Here is a 20280-nt window from a genome sequence, read left to right as displayed (position 1 = left end):
TTTGAACATTCCCTCTCCTTCTAGGAAAGGGCTAGGGAGAGGTTCAAAATTTCAGATATAATCCCCTCATCTCTCCACACGAAAAAACCATGTCCGAAACGCTGATTAATTCCCCTGTTAAACACTGGTGCGAATTTGAGTTCATCTCCAAAACTGTGAAAAACCCCAACATCCACATCAAAGGCAATTACTCTTATTATTCAGCCTATTGGGATCAGGGTTTTGAACGTTGTGTGGTGCGTTATTTGCACGACAAACCCGCCACAGCAGAAAAACCAATTGATCAGCTCTATATTGGTAATTTTGTCTGCTTTGGTGCGGAATGTGTGATTATGATGGGCGGCAATCAATTGCATCGCAGTGACTGGATTGCGGCTTTTCCGTTTGATACTCGCAGCTTTGTTGCCGCAGGTGATACTAAAATTGGCGATGGTTGCTGGATTGGTAGTCGTGCCATGATTATGCAAGGCGTTGAATTGGGCGAAGGTGCAATTGTGGCTACAGGTGCAGTGGTTACGCAAGATGTACCACCTTATGCCATTGTGGCGGGCGTACCTGCTAAAGTGATTAAACACCGTTATAATGCAGCTGAAATTTCCGACATTCTGGCACTAAAACTGTATGATTTAGATGAAAAATATCTGCTACAAATACGAGAACAATTGCAGACAGATGACGTTAAAAAACTGGTGGAATTTTTTAAAAATCAGCACAACAATAAGGACTAAAACTTTAGTTGAATTTCAAGCACAGCGTCATAATTTCATGCTAAATTAAGGTGAAATAAGGACTTACAGCACTCAATTATCTTTATGAAATTACTGGGTTTTATTCTCTATAAATTCAGCGTAAGATAAGACAGGACTCAGAGCGAATATTTTATTAAAGTATTGAAATTACAATAAGGAGAAACACTCATGGCTTACCAAAACATCCTCGTACCAGTGGACGGTTCTGAAACTTCTTTTGCTGCTGTTGCAAAAGCTGCTGAACTTGCAAAAGCATTTGGTAGTAAAATTACTGTGGTTCAAGTACTTACTCTTGACCCATACATTGCTGCAGAATACATCACAGCAAACCAAACCAATGACTTAATTGAACGTGCGCGTGCTTCTATCGTAAAAACCTTAGAAGAAACGAAACAAAAATTCACTGAGCAAGGTGTTGAAGCTGAAACTAAATTACTTGAAGGTCAAGTCATTGCACGTGAAATCAGCAATGCTGCGAAAGAGTTAAATGCTGACCTGATCGTGATCGGTTCTCATGGCCGTACTGGCTTGAAAAAATTATTCTTAGGTAGTGTTGCTCAAAGCATTTTAAGCGAAGGCACAACACCTGTACTTGTGGTACGCCAATAAGTTTCTTGTTCCTCATTTCTACGGAAATGGGGAACTTTTCGCTTCTTCCTTTCTTTTTCACATCTTCGTGCACTTAAAACTATACTGTTTTTCATTTCAACAATTTCCTTAAATCGCTTTCCTGACGGCATAATAAATCATCTACTTAACCTTTGTTTTCTTCCCTCTTGTTTCTTCAACGACTCAAGTTCGCCATTGGTATTGTTTTAAATTTACTCTACCTTCAAGCACAACTATGTTTTCAGCCATTAACTTTAATGCCTGCTCATTCTCTTCCTGAGTATTCAACTTACTTAGGCTAATTTTGCCTTGTGCATTAATCACTCTATGCCACGGGACTTGATGACCTGCCGACAAATGCTTTAAGACATACCCCACTAATCGCGCATGTTTGGGTAAACCTGCCAATGCCGCCACTTGTCCATAAGTCGCTACATGCCCTTTAGGAATTAGACACACCACGGATAAAATCTGCCGTGCTAATTCATCACTGGGTTTTGTACTCGTTCTATTTGGCTTCATAAACAGCCTGATTTCCTGCAATTGTTAAAAAGAAAAAGGAGTGAATCAATCACTCCTTTTATCATAATCATACAAGTTTAAGTCACTCAAATTGCAGCATTAAAGGTATCACAATCGTTAATCAAACCTGACTTTAAGCCTGTTTGGAACCATTGTACACGCTGCGCACTAGTACCATGCGTGAAGCTGTCTGGTACGACTTGTCCACGTGCACGTTTTTGCAAGTAATCATCCCCAATTTTATGTGCAGCGTCCATCGCTTCTTCAATATCGCCCTGCTCTAAGAATTGAGTACGTTGATGGTTATGATGCGCCCACACACCCGATAAACAGTCTGCCTGTAATTCTTGACGAACTGAAAGCTGGTTGCCCTGCACGTCACTGACTTGCTGACGTGCTTTATGCACTTGTTCAGAAATGCCTAAAATGGTTTGAATATGATGTCCAACTTCATGTGCCACCACGTAAGCTTGTGCAAAATCACCAGCCTGATCGTTTCGGCTAAGTTCAGTCTGATTTTGCTCTCCACCAATCCCCATTTGCTGACGCATGGCTTGGAAGAATGAAGTATCAATATATACTTTTTGATCGGCAGGGCAATAAAATGGCCCCATGGCAGATTGTGCAGTACCACAACCCGAATTCACCACGCCCGTAAACAACACCAGTTTAGGTGGAATATATTGGCTATTTAATTGCTGCTGAAACACTTGTGACCAGGTGTCTTCAGTATCTGCCAAAACGGTACCCACAAACTCAATGGCTTCTTGCTGCTCAGGGCTTGGGTTGTCTAAACCTTTGGTTTCAGCACTTTGTGCATGTGAGGTGACTTGCTTAGTTGCCTGATAAGCAGATTGAGGATCGACCCCAAAAAATTTCCACGCAACAAAGGCGACCACCAAGCCCAAGATACTGATACCGCCCGCTTTTGCTCCACCGCCACCACGGCGGTCTTCTACATTCGTACTAACTCGACGACCTTTCCAACGCATTATTCTTATCCTTTCTCAATTTTTTGAATGATAGTTCATTCTAAATATAGTCTAAGTCTTGAAGCAGGTCTTATTGACTCGGTTTAGACTTTGGCCATACTTTTTGAATCAGTGTAACCATAATCACAACCAACACACCCGCTAAAATACCCACTGCAAAATTCATTAAGGTTGGCGTTACAGCCCCTACAATGCTGCCCATAGTTGGGATGTCTTGAACATACTCTACTGTATCTTCTGTGAAATGGTGCACAAATGGAATAGCATGATTGATAATACCACCACCCACTAAAAACATGGCAGCAGTCCCAACAACTGACAAGGTTTTCATTAATATTGGGGCGAATGCCAATAAGCCACGACCAATACGTTGTTTAAAATTAGATGCTTGTTCAGTCAGATGTAAACCAATGTCATCAATTTTGACAATAAATGCAACTAAGCCATAAACCCCAACGGTCATGGCAATGGCAATCACACTCAAGACGGTTACTTTAGTTAAAAAACTAGCGGCTGCCACTGTACCCAATGAAATCACCACAATTTCAGCCGATAGAATAAAGTCAGTACGCACTGCACCTTTAATTTTTTCATTTTCAAAACGAGCAAGGTCTTGCTCAGTCTGAATCAATTCTAATTGCGCTTCTGCGGCAGTTTTTGCTTTTTTGTGCTGTAAGGTGTGCATGATTTTTTCCACACCTTCATAACTTAAAAATAGACCACCAACCACCAATAAAGGATTGATTAACCACGGCGCAACGACACTAATTAATAACGCGAGCGGTACTAAAATTAGCTTATTGATGAATGAACCTTTAGCCACACGCCATACCACAGGCAACTCACGCTCTGCACGTACACCACTGACTTGCTGCGCATTCAACGCCAAATCATCGCCCAAAACCCCTGCGGTTTTTTTTGCAGCCATTTTGCTCATAACTGCCACATCATCTAAAACGGTTGCAATGTCATCTAATAAAAGTAATAAGCTGCTCGCCATTGCGTTGTTATCCTTATGCGATTTTCTATCTATTCTAAAACTGTACGTAAATAAACTCTGTATTTACTTCATTAATTTTTTAAACGAATTCAATTCAATTTATATAAGGAAGTGACATTGAAAATTGTTATGCCTTACAATGTAGCAATTCATCGGTACAGAGATGTCGTAGATACGACTTGGAATAAAAAATGAGTAATCAAGATAATCGTCCTGTGATTTTGACAGGCGATCGTCCAACTGGACAATTACATTTAGGTCACTTTGTGGGTTCTTTACGTTCACGTGTAGGTTTACAAGACTCACATCATCAACATCTGTTACTTGCCGATGCTCAAGCCTTAACTGACAATGCCGATAACTTTGAAAAAGTCCGTCGTAATATTATTGAGGTAGCAACCGATTATTTAGCGGTGGGGATTGATCCAACAAAAACCACCATTTGCGTGCAATCTTGCCTGCCTGCATTAAACGAACTCACCATGTTGTATTTAAACTTCGTGACTGTGGCACGTTTGGAGCGTAACCCAACCATTAAATCTGAAATTCAGATGCGTGGTTTTGAGCGTGATATTCCTGCAGGTTTCCTGTGCTACCCTGTAGCTCAAGCAGCCGATATTACTGCATTTAAAGCAACGGTCGTTCCTGTAGGTGAAGACCAAATTCCAATGATTGAACAGACCAATGAAATTGTGCGTCGGGTGAATCGTCAAATTGGTCATGACTTGCTACCTGAATGTCAGGCATTGTTGTCAAATGTCGGACGTTTACCTGGTTTTGATGGTAAAGCGAAAATGTCAAAATCACTGGGCAATACCATTGTGTTAGATGCCACAGACAAAGACATTAAAAAAGCTGTCAATGCAATGTACACCGACCCAAATCACCTGCGTATCGAAGACCCAGGTCAGGTTGAAGGCAACGTAGTATTTACTTATTTAGATGCCTTCGATACCAACAAAGAAGAACTTGAAGAACTGAAAGCGCATTATCGTCGTGGTGGTTTGGGCGATGGTACGGTGAAAAAGCGTTTGGAAGGCATTCTAAAAGAATTGATTGGGCCGATCCGTGAACGTCGTATCGAACTTGCTAAAGATCCTGACTACATTATGGATATTTTGAAAACAGGCACCGACAAATGCCGTGATATTACCCAGCAAACTTTAGATGAAGTGAAAGCTGGCTTGGGTGTATTCCGCTTCTAAGCATTTTGTAGATACAAATATTTTAAAGTCTCTTATTCACATGAATAAGAGACTTTTTATTTGAGTGAAAAATCAACATAAGATGACGTGATTCACAAAAAACACTTATTACTTACGTGATTTAACATCACGTAACCTGAATACTGCGGATTAGTATTTCTTCTCAGTTTAGTTTACTTACATGCTTTAGGAGTAATCCTAATTTCATAACATTTCTCCGTTATCGAAGCTGTGAAAGCAGATTCGTTTTCATACGCAATGATCACCCCAATCATTGCGTATTTTTTTTATTTGAATCAGCTGTTTATACAGCTTGTTCAACAATAAAAAATCATTTCCCTAGATGCAAAAACTACTTGAACGGCTTTGTCGCACAAAGATTTCATAACTATATGATTTAAAAGTTTTGATTATTTTTTGATACAAAATTAAATTTATTTAAATCAGATGCTTACATATTTATGCAACAAAGCAATACCAAATTAACTCTTATCATATACTTTATCTCTCAAATGTGGCTAATTTTTCAACATAAAAAATCCCCAAAATTGGGGATTGAGTACTGAATAAAATCAAGATCTTCAAAATTTGTTATTTAAGCAAACCTTGATCTTTTAATACTTGCCACATGGTAGAACCCAATTCAGCAGGGCTACGCGTATAAGCAATTCCAGCACGCTCAAAGGCTGCAAATTTTTCTTCCGCAGTGCCTTTACCGCCTGAAATAATTGCACCCGCATGTCCCATACGCTTACCTTTAGGTGCTGTCACTCCTGCAATATAACCCACCACAGGTTTGCTAACATTCGACTGGATATATTCCGCAGCTTCTTCTTCTGCCGTACCACCAATTTCACCAATCATAACAATCGCATCGGTGTCTGGGTCGTCTTGGAACAATTTTAAAGCATCAATTTGGTTCATACCTGGAATTGGGTCACCACCAATCCCGATACAAGTCGATTGCCCTAAGCCTAATTTGGTGGTTTGTGCCACAGCTTCATAGGTCAAAGTACCTGAACGTGAAATAATGCCAATTCGTCCTGGTTGATGAATATGCCCTGGCATGATGCCAATTTTACATTCACCTGGTGTAATCACACCTGGGCAGTTTGGTCCCACCAAACGTGTACCATTGCCATTGGTTTCTAAATAACGCTTGGCTTTGAGCATGTCGATGGTTGGCACACCTTCCGTAATCACCACAATCAAACCTACTCCAGAATCGACTGCTTCTACAATCGAATCTAAAACAAACGGTGCAGGCACATAAATCACCGATGCATCTGCACCTGTTTCACGTACAGCTTCTTTCATGGTGTTAAATACAGGTAATTCCAAATGGGTTTGACCACCTTTTCCTGGCGTTACCCCACCCACCACTTTAGTTCCATAATCAAGTGCTTGTGCTGAGTGAAAAGTACCATTTTTACCAGTGAAACCTTGTACCAATACTTTGGTGTCTTTATTAATTAATACGCTCATCCTGATTCTCCTTAAGCTTTCACTGCAGCAACAATTTTTTCTGCGGCATCAGACAAGCCGTTTGCAGAAATAAGTTTTAATCCTGATTCATCGAGTAATTTTGCACCAAGTTCCGAGTTGTTCCCTTCTAGGCGAACCACTACAGGTACCGTCACATTTACTTCCTGAACCGCTGCAATAATTGCTTCCGCAATCATGTCACAACGTACAATTCCACCAAAAATATTAATCAGTACGCCTTTAACCGAGTGATCTGCCAAAATAATTTTAAAGGCTTCAATTACGCGTTCTTTGGTTGCACCACCACCTACATCCAAGAAGTTCGCAGGCTGACCACCATAGAGTTTAATAATATCCATAGTCGCCATCGCTAAACCTGCACCATTCACCATACAACCGATATTACCTTCTAATGCAACATAGTTCAGGTCAAATTCTGATGCACGCAATTCACGTTCGTTTTCTTGTGTTTTATCGCGCAGTGCCAAGACTTCTGGCAAACGATACAGTGCATTAGAATCAATACCAACTTTGGCATCCACACATAAAATGTCGCCATTTTCACGTACAGACAATGGGTTAATTTCAAATAAGGCAAAATCATTGTCGATAAATGCCTGATAAGCCGCTGTCATAATCTTCACAAACTGCGTGATTTGACTGTCTTTGAGTTTTAATGCAAAAGCCACTTCACGTGCCTGAAATGGCAATAAACCCACCAAAGGATCAACTTCTACTTTAATAATTTTTTCTGGAGTTTCTTCTGCCACTTTCTCAATTTCAACACCACCTTCAGTAGATGCCATAAAAGTGACGCGACGGCTAGAACGATCTACCACTGCACCCAAATACAGTTCACGCTCTACAGGATAAACATCTTCAGCCACTAAAATACTGTTTACAGGCTGACCATAGGCATCGGTTTGATAGGTTACCAAACGTGTTCCAAGAATTTGGTTGGCATAGTCTGCTGCTTCTTGTGCAGATTTTACGACCTTCACGCCGCCCGCTTTACCGCGACCACCTGCATGCACCTGAGCTTTCATCACTGCAAATTTACCGCCCAGTTGCTCGAAAGCTTGCACGGCTTCTACGGCTGTAGTTGCCAAAATGCCTTCTTGTACTGGCATACCATATTTTTTTAATAGCGCTTTTGCTTGATACTCATGTAGATTCATTGACTAACCTTTTACTACTTCTTTTATTCAGTTATCACCACCAATATCAAACCTGCGTTTTAATATTGCTTTCCTTGTGTGGTGTTTTTCCTATGCTCTTTACTTTTAGATGATTATTCCCATAAATACAACCATCAAATGCAAAAAGAGCGGCCTAAGCCGCTCTTTTTAGTTTTATTTGCGTTTACGCTGAATCGCGTGAATCGCACGCCCATCTACAGCTAAAGCGGCTTCATGCACCACTTCAGAGAAGGTTGGGTGACCAAATGTCATTAATTGTAAATCTTCAACTGAAGATACAAACTCAAGTGCAATCATACCTTGGTGAACGATGTCAGACGCAGCAGGGCCAATCACGTGCATACCCAATAAACGATCTGTTTTTGCATCTGCAACAAACTTCACGAAACCAGCACCTTCGCCTGCAGCTAAAGCACGACCATTTACCGCGAAACCGAATTGACCAGTTTTCACTTCGTGGCCTTTTTCTTTCGCTTGCTCTTCAGTTAAACCAACCCACGCCGCTTCAGGGTGTGTGTAGATTACTGAAATGATTGTGTCGTAGTTGACTTGTGCAGCATGACCATGAATACGCTCAACTGCCATTACGCCTTCTTCCATTGCTTTGTGTGCAAGCATTGGACCACGTACCAAGTCACCAATTGCATATACACCTTCAACAGAAGTTGCACACCAATCGTTTACTTCAACCAAACCACGTTCAGTCAGTTTAATACCGCAGTCATCTGCCAATAAACCTTCAGCATAAGCACGACGACCTACACAAACGATCAATTTATCGAAAGTTTGTTCTTTGTCTTCGCCGCCTTGGGTATATTTAACAGTCACTTCACGACCATTAACTTCAGTACCTGAAACTTTCGCACCGATACGGATATCCATACCTTGCTTGGTCAATAGTTTTTGGTAGTCTTTTGCCAAAGCTTTGTCAGCCATTGGTAAGAATGCATCCATTGCTTCAAATACAACAACTTCTGCACCTAGACGACGCCATACTGAACCAAGTTCAAGACCAATTACGCCTGCACCAATCACACCTAAACGCTTAGGCACTTCTGGGAATTCTAATGCACCAGTAGAATCAACAATAATGTCTTGATCTACAGGAGCAACAGGAATATTTACAGGAACTGAACCAGTCGCAAGAATCACATACTTAGGCTCTAAAACTTGAGTTTCGCCTTCATGAGAAACGAACTCAACTTTTTTACCTGCAAGCAATTTACCCGTACCTTTTAACCACTCAACACCGTTACCTTTTAATAACTGATCAATACCGCCAGTTAATTGGTCAACGATTTTGTCTTTACGTGCTAATAGCTTCGCAAGGTCAAACTGTACTTCCCCTGTAGTGATACCATGATCAGCCAAGTGATGAACCGTATCTTCATAACGATGTGAAGAATCAAGTAATGCTTTAGATGGGATACAGCCCACGTTTAAGCATGTACCACCCAAAGATGGTTTACCTTTGTGAATACGTTTTTCGATACACGCAACTTTAAAGCCAAGTTGAGCCGCACGAATTGCCGCTTCATAACCACCTGGGCCACCGCCAATAACAACAAGATCAAATTGTTGAGACATTTTTATCTCCAAAAATGGGCTTAGAGGATCGCTCCAAGCCCACTGATTTATTCTTTAGAATTAAAGGTCAAGGATGAGTTTAGCTGGCTCTTCTAACAATTCTTTGATTGTTACAAGGAAACCTACAGCTTCTTTACCATCAATTAAACGGTGGTCATAAGAAAGCGCTAAGTACATCATTGGCAAGATTTCAACTTGACCATTTACCGCCATAGGACGCTCTTGGATTTTGTGCATGCCCAAAATTGCAGTTTGTGGCGTGTTTAGAATTGGTGTAGATAACAATGAACCGAAAGTACCACCGTTAGTAATGGTGAATGTACCGCCAGTCATATCTTCAATACCAAGCTTACCGTCACGTGCTTTGTAAGCATAGTCACGAATACCGTTTTCAACTTCAGCATAGTTCATGCGGTCTGTATCACGTAATACAGGAACCACTAAACCACGGTCAGAAGAAACGGCTACACCGATGTCGTAGTAACCGTGATATACGATATCTTCACCATCAATAGAAGCGTTTACTGCTGGGTAACGTTTCAATGCTTCAGTTGCAGCTTTTACGAAGAAAGACATAAAGCCTAAACGTGCACCATGGCGTTTCTCAAATGCGTCTTTGTATTGTGCACGCATTTCCATGATTGGCTTCATGTTCACTTCGTTGAATGTTGTCAACATTGCAGTTTCTTGAGTCGCTGCAAGTAAACGCTCTGCAACACGCTTACGTAAACGTGTCATAGGAACACGTTTCTCGATACGCTCACCTACCGCAACGCTTAATGGCGCAGCTGCAGCAGCAGGTTTAGCTTGATGATTTGCAACATCTTCTTTAGTGATACGACCACCACGACCTGTACCAGAAACGTCTGCAGCATTGATACCTGTTTCAGTCAACGCTTTACGTACTGCTGGTGCTTGGTCAGCAACTGGTTGGGCACGCTCAACAACTGGCGCAGCGCCTGCTTCAGTTTTCGCCGCAGCTTGCTCTACTTGTGCTTCAGACTGAACTGCTTGAGTTTGAGCAGCGCCAGAAACAGCACCCGCTTCAAATTGAGCAATTACTTCGTCAGAAAGAACTGTATCGCCTTCGTTTTTGATGATTGCAGAGATTGTGCCATCAGCAGGAGCGACTACTTCCAAAACAACTTTATCGGTTTCAATATCACAGATCACTTCATCACGTGAAACTGCTTCACCTGGTTGTTTGTGCCAAGTTGCAATCGTACCGTCTGCAACTGACTCTGGAAATACCGGTGCTTTAATTTCGGTTGCCATTACTTCGAATCTCCTGTTATTCAGCTACGATCGCAAGCGCGTCATTGATGAGCTGAGCTTGTTGTTTTGCATGCAAATATGGTGAACCACACGCTGGTGCTGCAGATGCTTCACGACCCGCATAACTAATGCGAATCTGTTTACCAGTTTTCATTACGTCATCATATAAACGTGGCGCGATGAATAACCAAGCACCTTGGTTCTTCGGCTCTTCTTGAGTCCAAACTAATTCTTTTACGTTTGGATAAGAAGCAAGAACTTCAGCAATACGTTGTTCTGGATATGGGTACAACTGTTCAATACGAACAATTGCAGTGTTGTTCAATTCTAATTCACGACGTTTTTCAAGCAAGTCGTAATACACTTTACCACCACACAATACCAAACGCGTCACGTCTGATTTGTTGATGTTGTCAATTTCATCAATCACAGTCTGGAATGTACCAGTTGCAAGCTCATCAAGGTTAGACACTGCTAACTTGTGACGAAGTAAAGACTTCGGCGACATGATGATCATTGGCTTACGGATTGGACGAATCGCCTGACGACGTAAAGCGTGGAAAATCTGTGCAGGTGTTGTTGGTGTCATCACTTGCATGTTTTCTTCCGCACAAAGCTGTAAGAAACGCTCTAAACGTGCAGATGAGTGCTCAGGACCTTGACCTTCAAAACCGTGTGGAAGAAGCATCGTTAAACCACACACACGCTCCCACTTGGTTTCGCCAGATGAAATGAACTGGTCGATTACCACTTGAGCACAGTTGGCAAAGTCACCGAATTGTGCTTCCCAAATAATCAAGCTCTTTGGAAGGGTCGTCGCATAACCATATTCAAATGCCAATACTGCCATTTCAGACAATAATGAGTCGTAGATTGCAACGCGTGGTTGGTTCTCTTTAATGTGGCAAAGTGGAATATAAGTTTTACCATCGACTTGGTTGTGCAATTTCGCATGACGGTGTGAGAAAGTACCACGACCTACGTCTTCACCAGTCAAACGAACTAAATAGCCTTCATCCAACAAAGTTGCATAAGCTAAAGTTTCAGCTGCACCCCAGTTCAGTGGCATTTCACCTGTTTGCATTTTCAAGCGATCGTCAATCACTTTGGCAACTTGGCGCTGCATCACGAAACCTTCTGGAAGTTTACGCATGGTTTGACCAAGTTCTTTCAAACGCTCAACAGGGAAAGTCGTATCCCAAACGTCTGTATAATCGTGACCTAAGTACGGAGACCAATCTACAAACATTTTGGTATTTGGCTCAAGTACCAACGCATTCGCAACGTGATTACCCGCTTCTAAATCAGAACGGTAGTCTTCAACCATTTGATCTGCCGCAGCGCGATCCAACACACCTTCTTGCACCAATTGGTCAGCATATAAAGTACGTGTTGTGGTCTTTTTGTTGATCACTTGATACATCATTGGCTGAGTTGCTGCTGGCTCGTCAGCTTCGTTGTGACCACGACGACGGTAGCAGAACAAATCAATCACGACGTCTTTACGGAACGTATGACGGAAATCGTGCGCCAATTGAGATACAAAAATCACAGCTTCAGGGTCATCGCCATTCACGTGGAAAATTGGCGCCTGAATCATTTTTGCAATGTCAGTACAGTATTCTGTAGAACGTGCGTCACGTGGGTCAGAAGTTGTGAAACCAACTTGGTTGTTAATCACAATGTGAACTGTACCACCTACAGTATAACCGCGAGTTTGTGACATTTGGAAGGTTTCTTGGTTCACACCCTGACCTGCAAATGCTGCGTCACCATGTACGATTAATGGCAATACGTCATCACCACCAATGTCTTTACGACGTACTTGACGTGCACGAACAGAACCTTCAACCACTGGACCAACAATTTCCAAGTGTGATGGGTTAAACGCAAGTGCCAAGTGCACTTCACCACCTGGGGTCATCACGTTAGATGAGAAACCTTGGTGATATTTTACGTCGCCAGAACCTTTTTTGTGCAAGCTCTTACCTTCAAACTCACCAAATAGGTCTGCTGGGTTTTTACCCATGATATTCACAAGCAGGTTCAAACGACCACGGTGTGGCATGCCAATGACGACTTCTTTACAGCCAACAGCACCCGCACGTTGAATGATTTCATTTACCATCGGGATAAATGATTCACCGCCTTCTACACCAAAGCGTTTCGCACCAACGTATTTATTACCTAGATATTTTTCTAGACCTTCAGCTGCTGTTAAGCGCTCAAGAACGTGTTTCTTTTGATCTGCAGTAAATGTGAACTTACCACGTGCGCTTTCTAAGCGTTGTTGAATCCAGCGTCTTTCTTTGGTATCAACAATGTGCATGTATTCTGCACCAATTGAACCGCAGTAGATCGCCTGCATGGCATCAACCATTTCGCCTAGTGTTGCTTCAGATTTACAAATTTCCAAATTACCTGTATGGAAAACGGTATCTAAATCAGACTTAGTTAAACCATGCGCAGCAAGATCAAGATCTGGCACGTCTTCACGTTTTGCCAAACCTAGTGGATCTAATTTTGCTTTTTGGTGACCACGGTTACGGTAAGCAGCAATCAGTTGCAACACGCCAATTTGACGTTGTTCATGTTCAGAACTCACTGAACCTTGAACAATGGCTTGAACGCGATTTGAATTACGACCTAATAAAAGGAATTGCTCACGTACATTACTGTGTGGTTGATCACCCTTCGGGAATTTATCGAAATATTCGCGCCAATCAGCACCGACTGATTCCGGTGACGTCAAATAATGCTCGTAAAGTTCTTCAATATACGCTGCACTATCAGCGGAAAGTTCAGTGTCAAGACGCAGTGCGTCAGCAACTTCTTGCATTTGTGGACCCATTTCCTATTGCAAAAACATTTTCCAGGATGCTTTTTAAGCAAAACCCATGATTGATAATGTCAAATTGGTAACATGACATTAGTCCCCAGTTGACATATGTCATGAGGCGTTATCACTACATTAGGAAAACCCAATGTCATTTATGAATCATAACGCCCTCATTGGCATCATCACTCATTTATATACTCGACCCAAGCCGAGCAATTTTTTGCAAAATCGTTTTAGAAAAAATAAGTGCTCAGTCTTAGCTTTTCTAATACGACTTTTCTGCAATAGTCCTGATTTAATAACACATCATTTGCACTTAAAATGTTGATAAAATGTACAAAAATTCAACATTTTTCAGATATAGTCATTTGTTAATCGTAACATGATCTCAGAAATGCAATTGATTTTTTTGACACATACCTCCTATAAATTGGCGAAATACACTGATTCTATTTTCATCTAACATATGGTGCTTTATTTAAAAAACAGATGCAATTTAGACCAAAGTCCAACACCGCTATTTCAGATAAAATAAAAGAGAGCACATCTCTCAATCTGCCCTCTCACTTACACGTTACATGATAACATCTAAAAATAAATATTGCAGCTAAACTTGGCATTTGCCCATGCTTTACAACAAAATAGCAGCACTGGATTACAATTGTGTGCAACTTTAGTCGGCTAAATGCTGTTTTTGTCTATTTATCCAACAGTTATACCTAAAAAATATCAAATACTCACTTTTTAATCACTTCTTTGCATGCAACATTTTTCATTTACGTACTCATCAAAAACAAGCAACTTATCACACGACTTTTATCGTAATTTTGGCACAAAAAAAAGCACACCTAGGTGTGCTTTTCTCAACTGATCACGCAGTCTATTAGCCAGCCATATCTAAAAGCATGTTACGGATGTGACCGATTGCTTTAGTTGGGTTCAAGCCTTTAGGACATACAGATACACAGTTCATAATACCTTTACAACGGAACAAAGAGAATGGATCGTCAAGACGAGCCAAACGCTCTTGAGTTGCAGTATCACGCGAATCGATAATGAAACGATATGCATTCAACAACGCTGAAGGACCCAAGAACTTGTCTGGGTTCCACCAGAATGATGGGCATGAAGTTGAACAACATGCACAAAGAATACATTCATACAAACCATCAAGATGCTCACGCTCTTCTTGAGATTGTAAACGCTCTTTTGGTGGCGCAGGTTGGTTGTTGATCAAGAACGGATGAATCTTGTTATACTGATCGTAGAACTGATTCATGTCTACAACCAAGTCTTTAATTACAGGAAGACCTGGAAGCGGACGAATTGTGATCACTTCAGGTAAATCGTTTAGGTTCCAAAGACACGCTAAACCATTTTTACCATTGATGTTTACACCATCAGAACCACAAATACCTTCACGACATGAACGACGGAATGTCAAAGATTCGTCTTGTACCTTCAATTCAAGAAGTGCATCAAGCAACATACGGTGCTTATCAGTCAATTCAAGCTTAAAAGTTTGCATGTACGGTGCTTTATCCTTATCAGGATCGTAGCGGTAGATATTAAATGTACGAGTACCTCTACTCATCTTACTTCTCCCAATTAGAATGTACGTGGTTTAGGTGGAATAGCAGCTACAGTAAGCGGCTTGTAACGTACTGGTTTGTACTCAAGACGGTTATCTGTAGAGAACCATAAAGTATGCTTCATCCACTCATCATCACGACGACCATAAGAATAAGTTGGGTGATCTGGTGGTAACTCAAAGTCTACAACCGTATGCGCACCACGACATTCTTTACGTGCAGCAGCTGAGATTAGTGTCGCTTTAGCAACTTCATACAAGTTTTCAACTTCTAATGCTTCTACACGTGCAGTGTTGAATACTTTAGATTTGTCTTTCAAATGAATGTTGCGAACACGTGGCTCAAGCGCAAGAATTTGTTTCACACCTTCATCAAGCAATGCTGAAGTACGGAATACACCTGCGTGGTCTTGAACGATGTTACGAATTGCATCAGCAACTTCTTGAGCGTTTTCACCTGAAGTCGATTCGTCAAGTTTACGAATACGGTTCACAGTATTTTCAAGTACAGTTGTTGGAAGTGGTTCGTACTCACCATCATGTTGCTTAGTCACATACTCAATGATGTGTTGACCAGCAGCCTTACCAAATACAACCAAGTCAAGCAATGAGTTTGTACCTAAACGGTTTGCACCGTGTACAGATACACATGAACACTCACCAATTGCATAGAAACCTTTTACTGGTTTAGCAAAGTCACGGTCACCCGCGTTGGTTGTATATGTATCAGTTTCTGCGTTGTAGTTCGCAACCAACTCTTGAGTTTCACGGCTTTCTGGAACAACCACTTGACCATGAATATTGGTTGGAATACCACCCATTTGGTAATGGATTGTAGGCACAACAGGAATTGGCTCTTTAGTACAGTCAACGTTCGCGAATTTCTTACCAATCTCAAATACAGATGGAAGACGCTTCATGATTGTGTCTGCACCTAAGTGCGTCATATCAAGCAAGATGTAGTCTTTGTTTGGACCACAACCACGACCTTCTTTAATTTCTTGGTCCATAGAACGTGATACGAAGTCACGTGGCGCCAAGTCTTTCAAAGTTGGTGCATAACGCTCCATGAACGGTTCGCCTGAATCGTTACGAAGGATACCACCCTCACCACGACAGCCTTCCGTTAACAATACGCCCGCGCCCGCAACACCTGTTGGGTGGAACTGCCAGAATTCCATATCTTGTAATGGAATACCTGCACGCGCAGCCATACCAAGACCGTCACCAGTGTTGATATATGCGTTTGTAGATGCACGGTACACACGACCTGCACCACCTGTAGCAAACAATGTCGCTTTCGCTTGGAATACTGCGATTTTACCTGTTTCTTGGTCAATTGCAGTCACACCTAGTACATCGCCAGCTTCGTTACGGATCAAATCAAGAGCAATCCATTCTACGAAGAATTGAGTGCCCATTTTCACGTTGCTTTGATAAAGCGTGTGAAGAAGTGCGTGACCTGTACGGTCAGCTGCAGCACATGCACGTGGAACTGCTTTTTCACCGTAGTTTGCAGAGTGACCACCGAATGGACGTTGGTAAATTGTACCGTCTGCGTTACGGTCAAATGGCATACCCAAGTGTTCTAATTCATAAACCACTTGTGGCGCTTCACGCGTCATGAATTCAATCGCGTCTTGGTCGCCCAACCAGTCAGAACCTTTTACTGTGTCATAAAAGTGGTAGTGCCAGTTATCTTCTTGCATATTACCAAGAGATGCACCAATACCACCTTGCGCTGCAACAGTGTGTGAACGTGTAGGGAATACTTTGGTCAATACCGCAACTTTCAAACCTGCTTGAGCAAGTTGGTAAGATGCACGCATACCTGAACCACCACCACCAACGATGACTGCGTCAAAGAATTGGTGTGGAATATTTGTATAATCTTCTTTAGGGTTAATCGCGCCCATGATATTTTCCTATCAATTCGCCCAGAAAATCTGGATTGCCCAGATTGCGTATGCAAAAACAGCAATAATCACTGCTGAAGTCAGCACTAGGCGTAAACCTGAAGCTGAAGGACCCATTTGACGAGTAGTCACATAGTCAGTGAATACTTGCCACATACCGATCCAAGCATGTGCAACAAGAGATAAGACTGCCAATAAAGACATAATCTTCATTGGTAATGTCATCATAAAGCCGTACCACTGTTCAAAGTTGAATCCACCGTTAAGAAGAATCCAACCAAATACCACAACGGTATAAACAGCAAGAACAACAGCACTAATACGTTGGATAAACCAATCGCGAGAACCTGAACCCGTTAAACCTGTAGCACTTTTCATTAGATTACAATCCATACAAATGCTGCAACGATACCGATAGCAGACAAGATCAATGAAATAGTAGCTGCAATGCGACCACTTTGCAGTTCTTCTGCAAAACCAAGGTCAGCAAGTAAGTGCTTAACACCAGCAATGAAGTGATAGATTAAGCCGGCTACAAATACCCATACGATAAAGCGCACAAAGAAACCGTTAAAAATTTCTTGAACTTGAGCAAAACCTTCAGGTGAAGACAAAGACTTGTCTAACAACCATAAAAGTACCGGTACGAGTAAAAATACGATGACACCAGAAAGACGGTGTAGAATTGATGCAATAGCCACGGGCGATTTTAAGTTTACTTCTAAAACTTGACCCATGGACAAATTGACAGGTCTGTTGCTTTTCACAGCGGGCATCCTGTAAGTAAAAACTCCATCCGGAGTTTGTTGGAATAAATTCGAAGGAAAGCTGGCATTGTCAGGCAAATTCATGCCTAACCTTAAAACGACACTGAATTATAAAACGTCAACTGTCAAAATACAAACAACACAGCTCGGCTTTTTTGCCAAAAATCCTTTAAATAAGAATCGTTAACAACAACAAGAAGCAACAACCTGCTTGAACGAATTGCAATTACACTTCTAACACAATGTTTTTATACAAATTATTCAGTAATAGGCTCTATATATGGCTTTATACCTGTTTAGAATATTTAGACTAAAGATAAATTTGTACTTTGTTTTTCAGATGTTCTTCGGGTTTTCACATACTTATATATAAGTAGCAGCACTATATATGTGTGTACTCCACTGTTTGCAGCAATTTACAACCACAACACAAGACTCTTAGATCCAGACAGCCCATCACTTTGCTTTGGTCAAGGTACACCTGATCATGGATTAAACTTTAATGTCGGCACATACCTCAATCTATTTATACAACTTATATTTACTTTAAACACCACACCTAAATAAATATTAAAAATGATAATCATCATGCGAATGAATGACTTATCCAGTATTTTTTGTCTCTGTATAAACAAAAAACCGCGCTTTACTCACAAGAATTTCATCATTTCCCACTCAAAATATGATGGATCATGGCTATTTTCTGAAGTTCAATCAGTCATTTTTTGATCAATCAATATCGAATTTAAATACCAGACTCACTGCCCACTCCAACCAATCTGACCACCCTACCGTGTATATAAAAACGTGTAAGTTATGAGAATTAGATAAATTTAAGTAATAGACTTAATCCTGCCAAAGAAATAGCCCATCAAAACCAGTATTTAAAATTGCTTACAATTAATCCGTATTGATGATTTTTTTCTGCACATCCGACAAATTTTGACTTATGATACGGCGGCTGTGCTGTGATTTTATTGATTTTTTTACTGGAATTTTTTCGGCTTTTTCTATAAACAGTCGTCTGCTTAATCCATAAGTATAATTGACAAAATTTCAGTACTCTCTAATCTTAGAGCTAATTTTTAATCCGTCTGACTTGCGCATTAAAAGATTGATACTTCGAGTCAGATCAACATTCACCAGGACAGGAGATCTATTGAATGTCTGAAGCAACTGGCAAAAAAGCCGTATTACAGCTTGATGGAAAAGAAATTGAATTACCAATTTACAGCGGCACATTAGGCCCAGATGTAATTGACGTTAAGGATGTGTTGGCGGCAGGTCACTTTACTTTTGATCCTGGTTTTATGGCAACAGCGTCTTGCGAGTCTAAAATTACGTTCATTGATGGTAACAAAGGTATTCTTTTACACCGTGGTTACCCAATTGACCAATTAGCGACTAAAGCTGACTACTTAGAAACTTGCTACTTATTATTAAATGGCGAGCTTCCAACTGCAGAACAAAAAGCTGATTTTGACGCTAAAGTTCGTAACCACACTATGGTTCACGACCAAGTAAAACGTTTCTATAACGGTTTCCGTCGTGACGCTCACCCTATGGCAATCATGGTAGGTGTTGTTGGTGCGTTATCTGCGTTCTATCACAACAACTTAGACATCGAAGATGTTAACCACCGTGAAATCACAGCGATTCGTTTAATCGCGAAGATTCCTACTTTAGCGGCTTGGAGCTACAAGTACACTGTTGGTCAACCATTTGTTTACCCACGTAACGACTTAAGCTACGCAGAAAACTTCTTGTACATGATGTTTGCTACTCCAGCAGACCGTGATTACAAAGTAAACCCTGTTCACGCTCGCGCAATGGATCGTATCTTCACGCTTCACGCTGACCACGAACAAAACGCGTCTACTTCAACTGTACGTTTAGCTGGTTCTACTGGCGCTAACCCATACGCATGTATCTCTGCAGGTATTTCTGCACTTTGGGGTCCTGCTCACGGTGGTGCGAACGAAGCTGTTCTTAAGATGCTTGATGAAATCGGCTCTGTAGAACACGTTGCTGAGTTCATGGAAAAAGTGAAGACTAAAGAAGTTAAACTTATGGGCTTTGGTCACCGCGTTTATAAAAACCATGACCCACGTGCAACTGTAATGAAGCAAACTTGTGACGAAGTACTTAACGACTTAGGTATCAACGATCCACAACTCGCTCTTGCAATGGAACTTGAGCGTATTGCGTTATCTGATGAATACTTCATCAAGCGTAACTTATACCCTAACGTAGACTTCTACTCAGGTATCATCCTTAAAGCGATTGGTATCCCAACAGAAATGTTTACTGTAATTTTCGCACTTGCACGTACAGTTGGTTGGATCAGCCACTGGTTAGAAATGCACAGCGGTCCTTACAAAATCGGTCGTCCTCGTCAGCTTTACACTGGCTACACTCAACGCGACATCAACCGTTAATTCGGTCTGCGTTGTAGCGTGTAAAACGACACGACAAAAAAACCACCTTCGGGTGGTTTTTTTATTGCTTTTATTTAGCTCACCAAACTCATTTCTGTTTGGTTTG

At 41.3% G+C, this 20280-nt stretch carries 16 protein-coding genes; 4 read left to right on the top strand and 12 right to left on the bottom strand.

Translation table 11 applies throughout. The features are described 5' to 3' along the window. Positions 1–89: 89 nt before the first annotated feature. On the top strand, positions 90–728 hold the full coding sequence (locus FTU66_RS00675) for a CatB-related O-acetyltransferase (protein WP_180112159.1): 639 nt from the start codon (positions 90–92) through the stop codon (positions 726–728). A gap of 189 nt (positions 729–917) precedes the next feature. After that, on the top strand, positions 918–1358 hold the full coding sequence (locus FTU66_RS00670; protein ID WP_180112158.1) for a universal stress protein: 441 nt from the start codon (positions 918–920) through the stop codon (positions 1356–1358). A 183-nt stretch (positions 1359–1541) separates the two neighbouring features. Here the strand turns inward: FTU66_RS00670 and FTU66_RS00665 are convergent, their stop codons facing one another. The 3 genes from FTU66_RS00665 to FTU66_RS00655 all read right to left on the bottom strand — a co-directional run bounded on the left by FTU66_RS00665 (position 1542) and on the right by FTU66_RS00655 (position 3872). Beyond that, the gene (locus FTU66_RS00665) at positions 1542–1880 is read right to left on the bottom strand and encodes an MGMT family protein (protein ID WP_180112157.1); all 339 of its coding nucleotides are present in this window, start codon (positions 1878–1880) and stop codon (positions 1542–1544) included. Positions 1881–1966: 86 nt separating this feature from the next. Then, complete coding sequence (locus FTU66_RS00660; RefSeq protein ID WP_168418047.1) at positions 1967–2872, bottom strand: neutral zinc metallopeptidase; 906 nt, start codon at positions 2870–2872, stop codon at positions 1967–1969. A gap of 70 nt (positions 2873–2942) precedes the next feature. Next, positions 2943–3872 (bottom strand): DUF808 domain-containing protein, encoded by a 930-nt coding sequence (locus FTU66_RS00655; protein WP_180112156.1) that lies wholly within the window; start codon positions 3870–3872, stop codon positions 2943–2945. Between the two features lie 191 nt (positions 3873–4063). Here FTU66_RS00655 and trpS point away from each other — a divergent pair, with 191 nt between their 5' ends. After that, positions 4064–5077: a tryptophan--tRNA ligase gene (trpS, locus tag FTU66_RS00650; RefSeq protein ID WP_004972183.1), complete on the top strand. Its 1014-nt coding sequence runs from the start codon at positions 4064–4066 to the stop codon at positions 5075–5077. A 591-nt stretch (positions 5078–5668) separates the two neighbouring features. Here trpS and sucD read toward each other — a convergent pair. From sucD to sdhC, 9 genes are all read right to left on the bottom strand, one after another. Then, complete coding sequence (gene sucD / locus FTU66_RS00645; RefSeq protein ID WP_136144279.1) at positions 5669–6562, bottom strand: succinate--CoA ligase subunit alpha; 894 nt, start codon at positions 6560–6562, stop codon at positions 5669–5671. An 11-nt stretch (positions 6563–6573) separates the two neighbouring features. Next, the gene (gene sucC, locus FTU66_RS00640) at positions 6574–7740 is read right to left on the bottom strand and encodes an ADP-forming succinate--CoA ligase subunit beta (protein WP_070153939.1); all 1167 of its coding nucleotides are present in this window, start codon (positions 7738–7740) and stop codon (positions 6574–6576) included. 174 nt (positions 7741–7914) lie between these two features. Further along, the gene (gene lpdA / locus FTU66_RS00635) at positions 7915–9348 is read right to left on the bottom strand and encodes a dihydrolipoyl dehydrogenase (RefSeq protein WP_004972188.1); all 1434 of its coding nucleotides are present in this window, start codon (positions 9346–9348) and stop codon (positions 7915–7917) included. A gap of 60 nt (positions 9349–9408) precedes the next feature. Continuing rightward, entirely contained in the window at positions 9409–10623 is a 1215-nt protein-coding gene (gene odhB, locus FTU66_RS00630; RefSeq protein ID WP_004972191.1) for a 2-oxoglutarate dehydrogenase complex dihydrolipoyllysine-residue succinyltransferase, read from the bottom strand. Positions 10624–10639: 16 nt separating this feature from the next. Next, the gene (locus tag FTU66_RS00625; protein WP_180112250.1) at positions 10640–13462 is read right to left on the bottom strand and encodes a 2-oxoglutarate dehydrogenase E1 component; all 2823 of its coding nucleotides are present in this window, start codon (positions 13460–13462) and stop codon (positions 10640–10642) included. 883 nt (positions 13463–14345) lie between these two features. Continuing rightward, positions 14346–15056 (bottom strand): succinate dehydrogenase iron-sulfur subunit, encoded by a 711-nt coding sequence (locus FTU66_RS00620; protein ID WP_004972196.1) that lies wholly within the window; start codon positions 15054–15056, stop codon positions 14346–14348. Positions 15057–15070: 14 nt separating this feature from the next. Beyond that, on the bottom strand, positions 15071–16969 hold the full coding sequence (locus FTU66_RS00615) for an FAD-binding protein (RefSeq protein WP_004972199.1): 1899 nt from the start codon (positions 16967–16969) through the stop codon (positions 15071–15073). Positions 16970–16981: 12 nt separating this feature from the next. Continuing rightward, positions 16982–17347 (bottom strand): succinate dehydrogenase, hydrophobic membrane anchor protein, encoded by a 366-nt coding sequence (gene sdhD / locus FTU66_RS00610; protein ID WP_004972200.1) that lies wholly within the window; start codon positions 17345–17347, stop codon positions 16982–16984. After that, the gene (gene sdhC / locus FTU66_RS00605; RefSeq protein ID WP_026438062.1) at positions 17347–17745 is read right to left on the bottom strand and encodes a succinate dehydrogenase, cytochrome b556 subunit; all 399 of its coding nucleotides are present in this window, start codon (positions 17743–17745) and stop codon (positions 17347–17349) included. The genes sdhD and sdhC overlap by 1 nt, the downstream gene beginning before the upstream one ends. A 1154-nt stretch (positions 17746–18899) precedes the next feature. On the opposite strand from sdhC, the gene gltA reads away from it, so the two are divergent. Further along, positions 18900–20174, top strand: coding sequence for a citrate synthase (gene gltA / locus FTU66_RS00600; protein ID WP_180112155.1), 1275 nt, complete (start codon positions 18900–18902; stop codon positions 20172–20174). Positions 20175–20280 lie beyond the last annotated feature (106 nt).

Source organism: Acinetobacter sp. YH12131 (assembly GCF_013418635.1).
Classification (GTDB): domain Bacteria; phylum Pseudomonadota; class Gammaproteobacteria; order Pseudomonadales; family Moraxellaceae; genus Acinetobacter; species Acinetobacter towneri.
The sequence above is the reverse complement of the archived record's forward strand: the minus strand, read 5'-3'. Positions and strand labels throughout refer to the sequence as shown.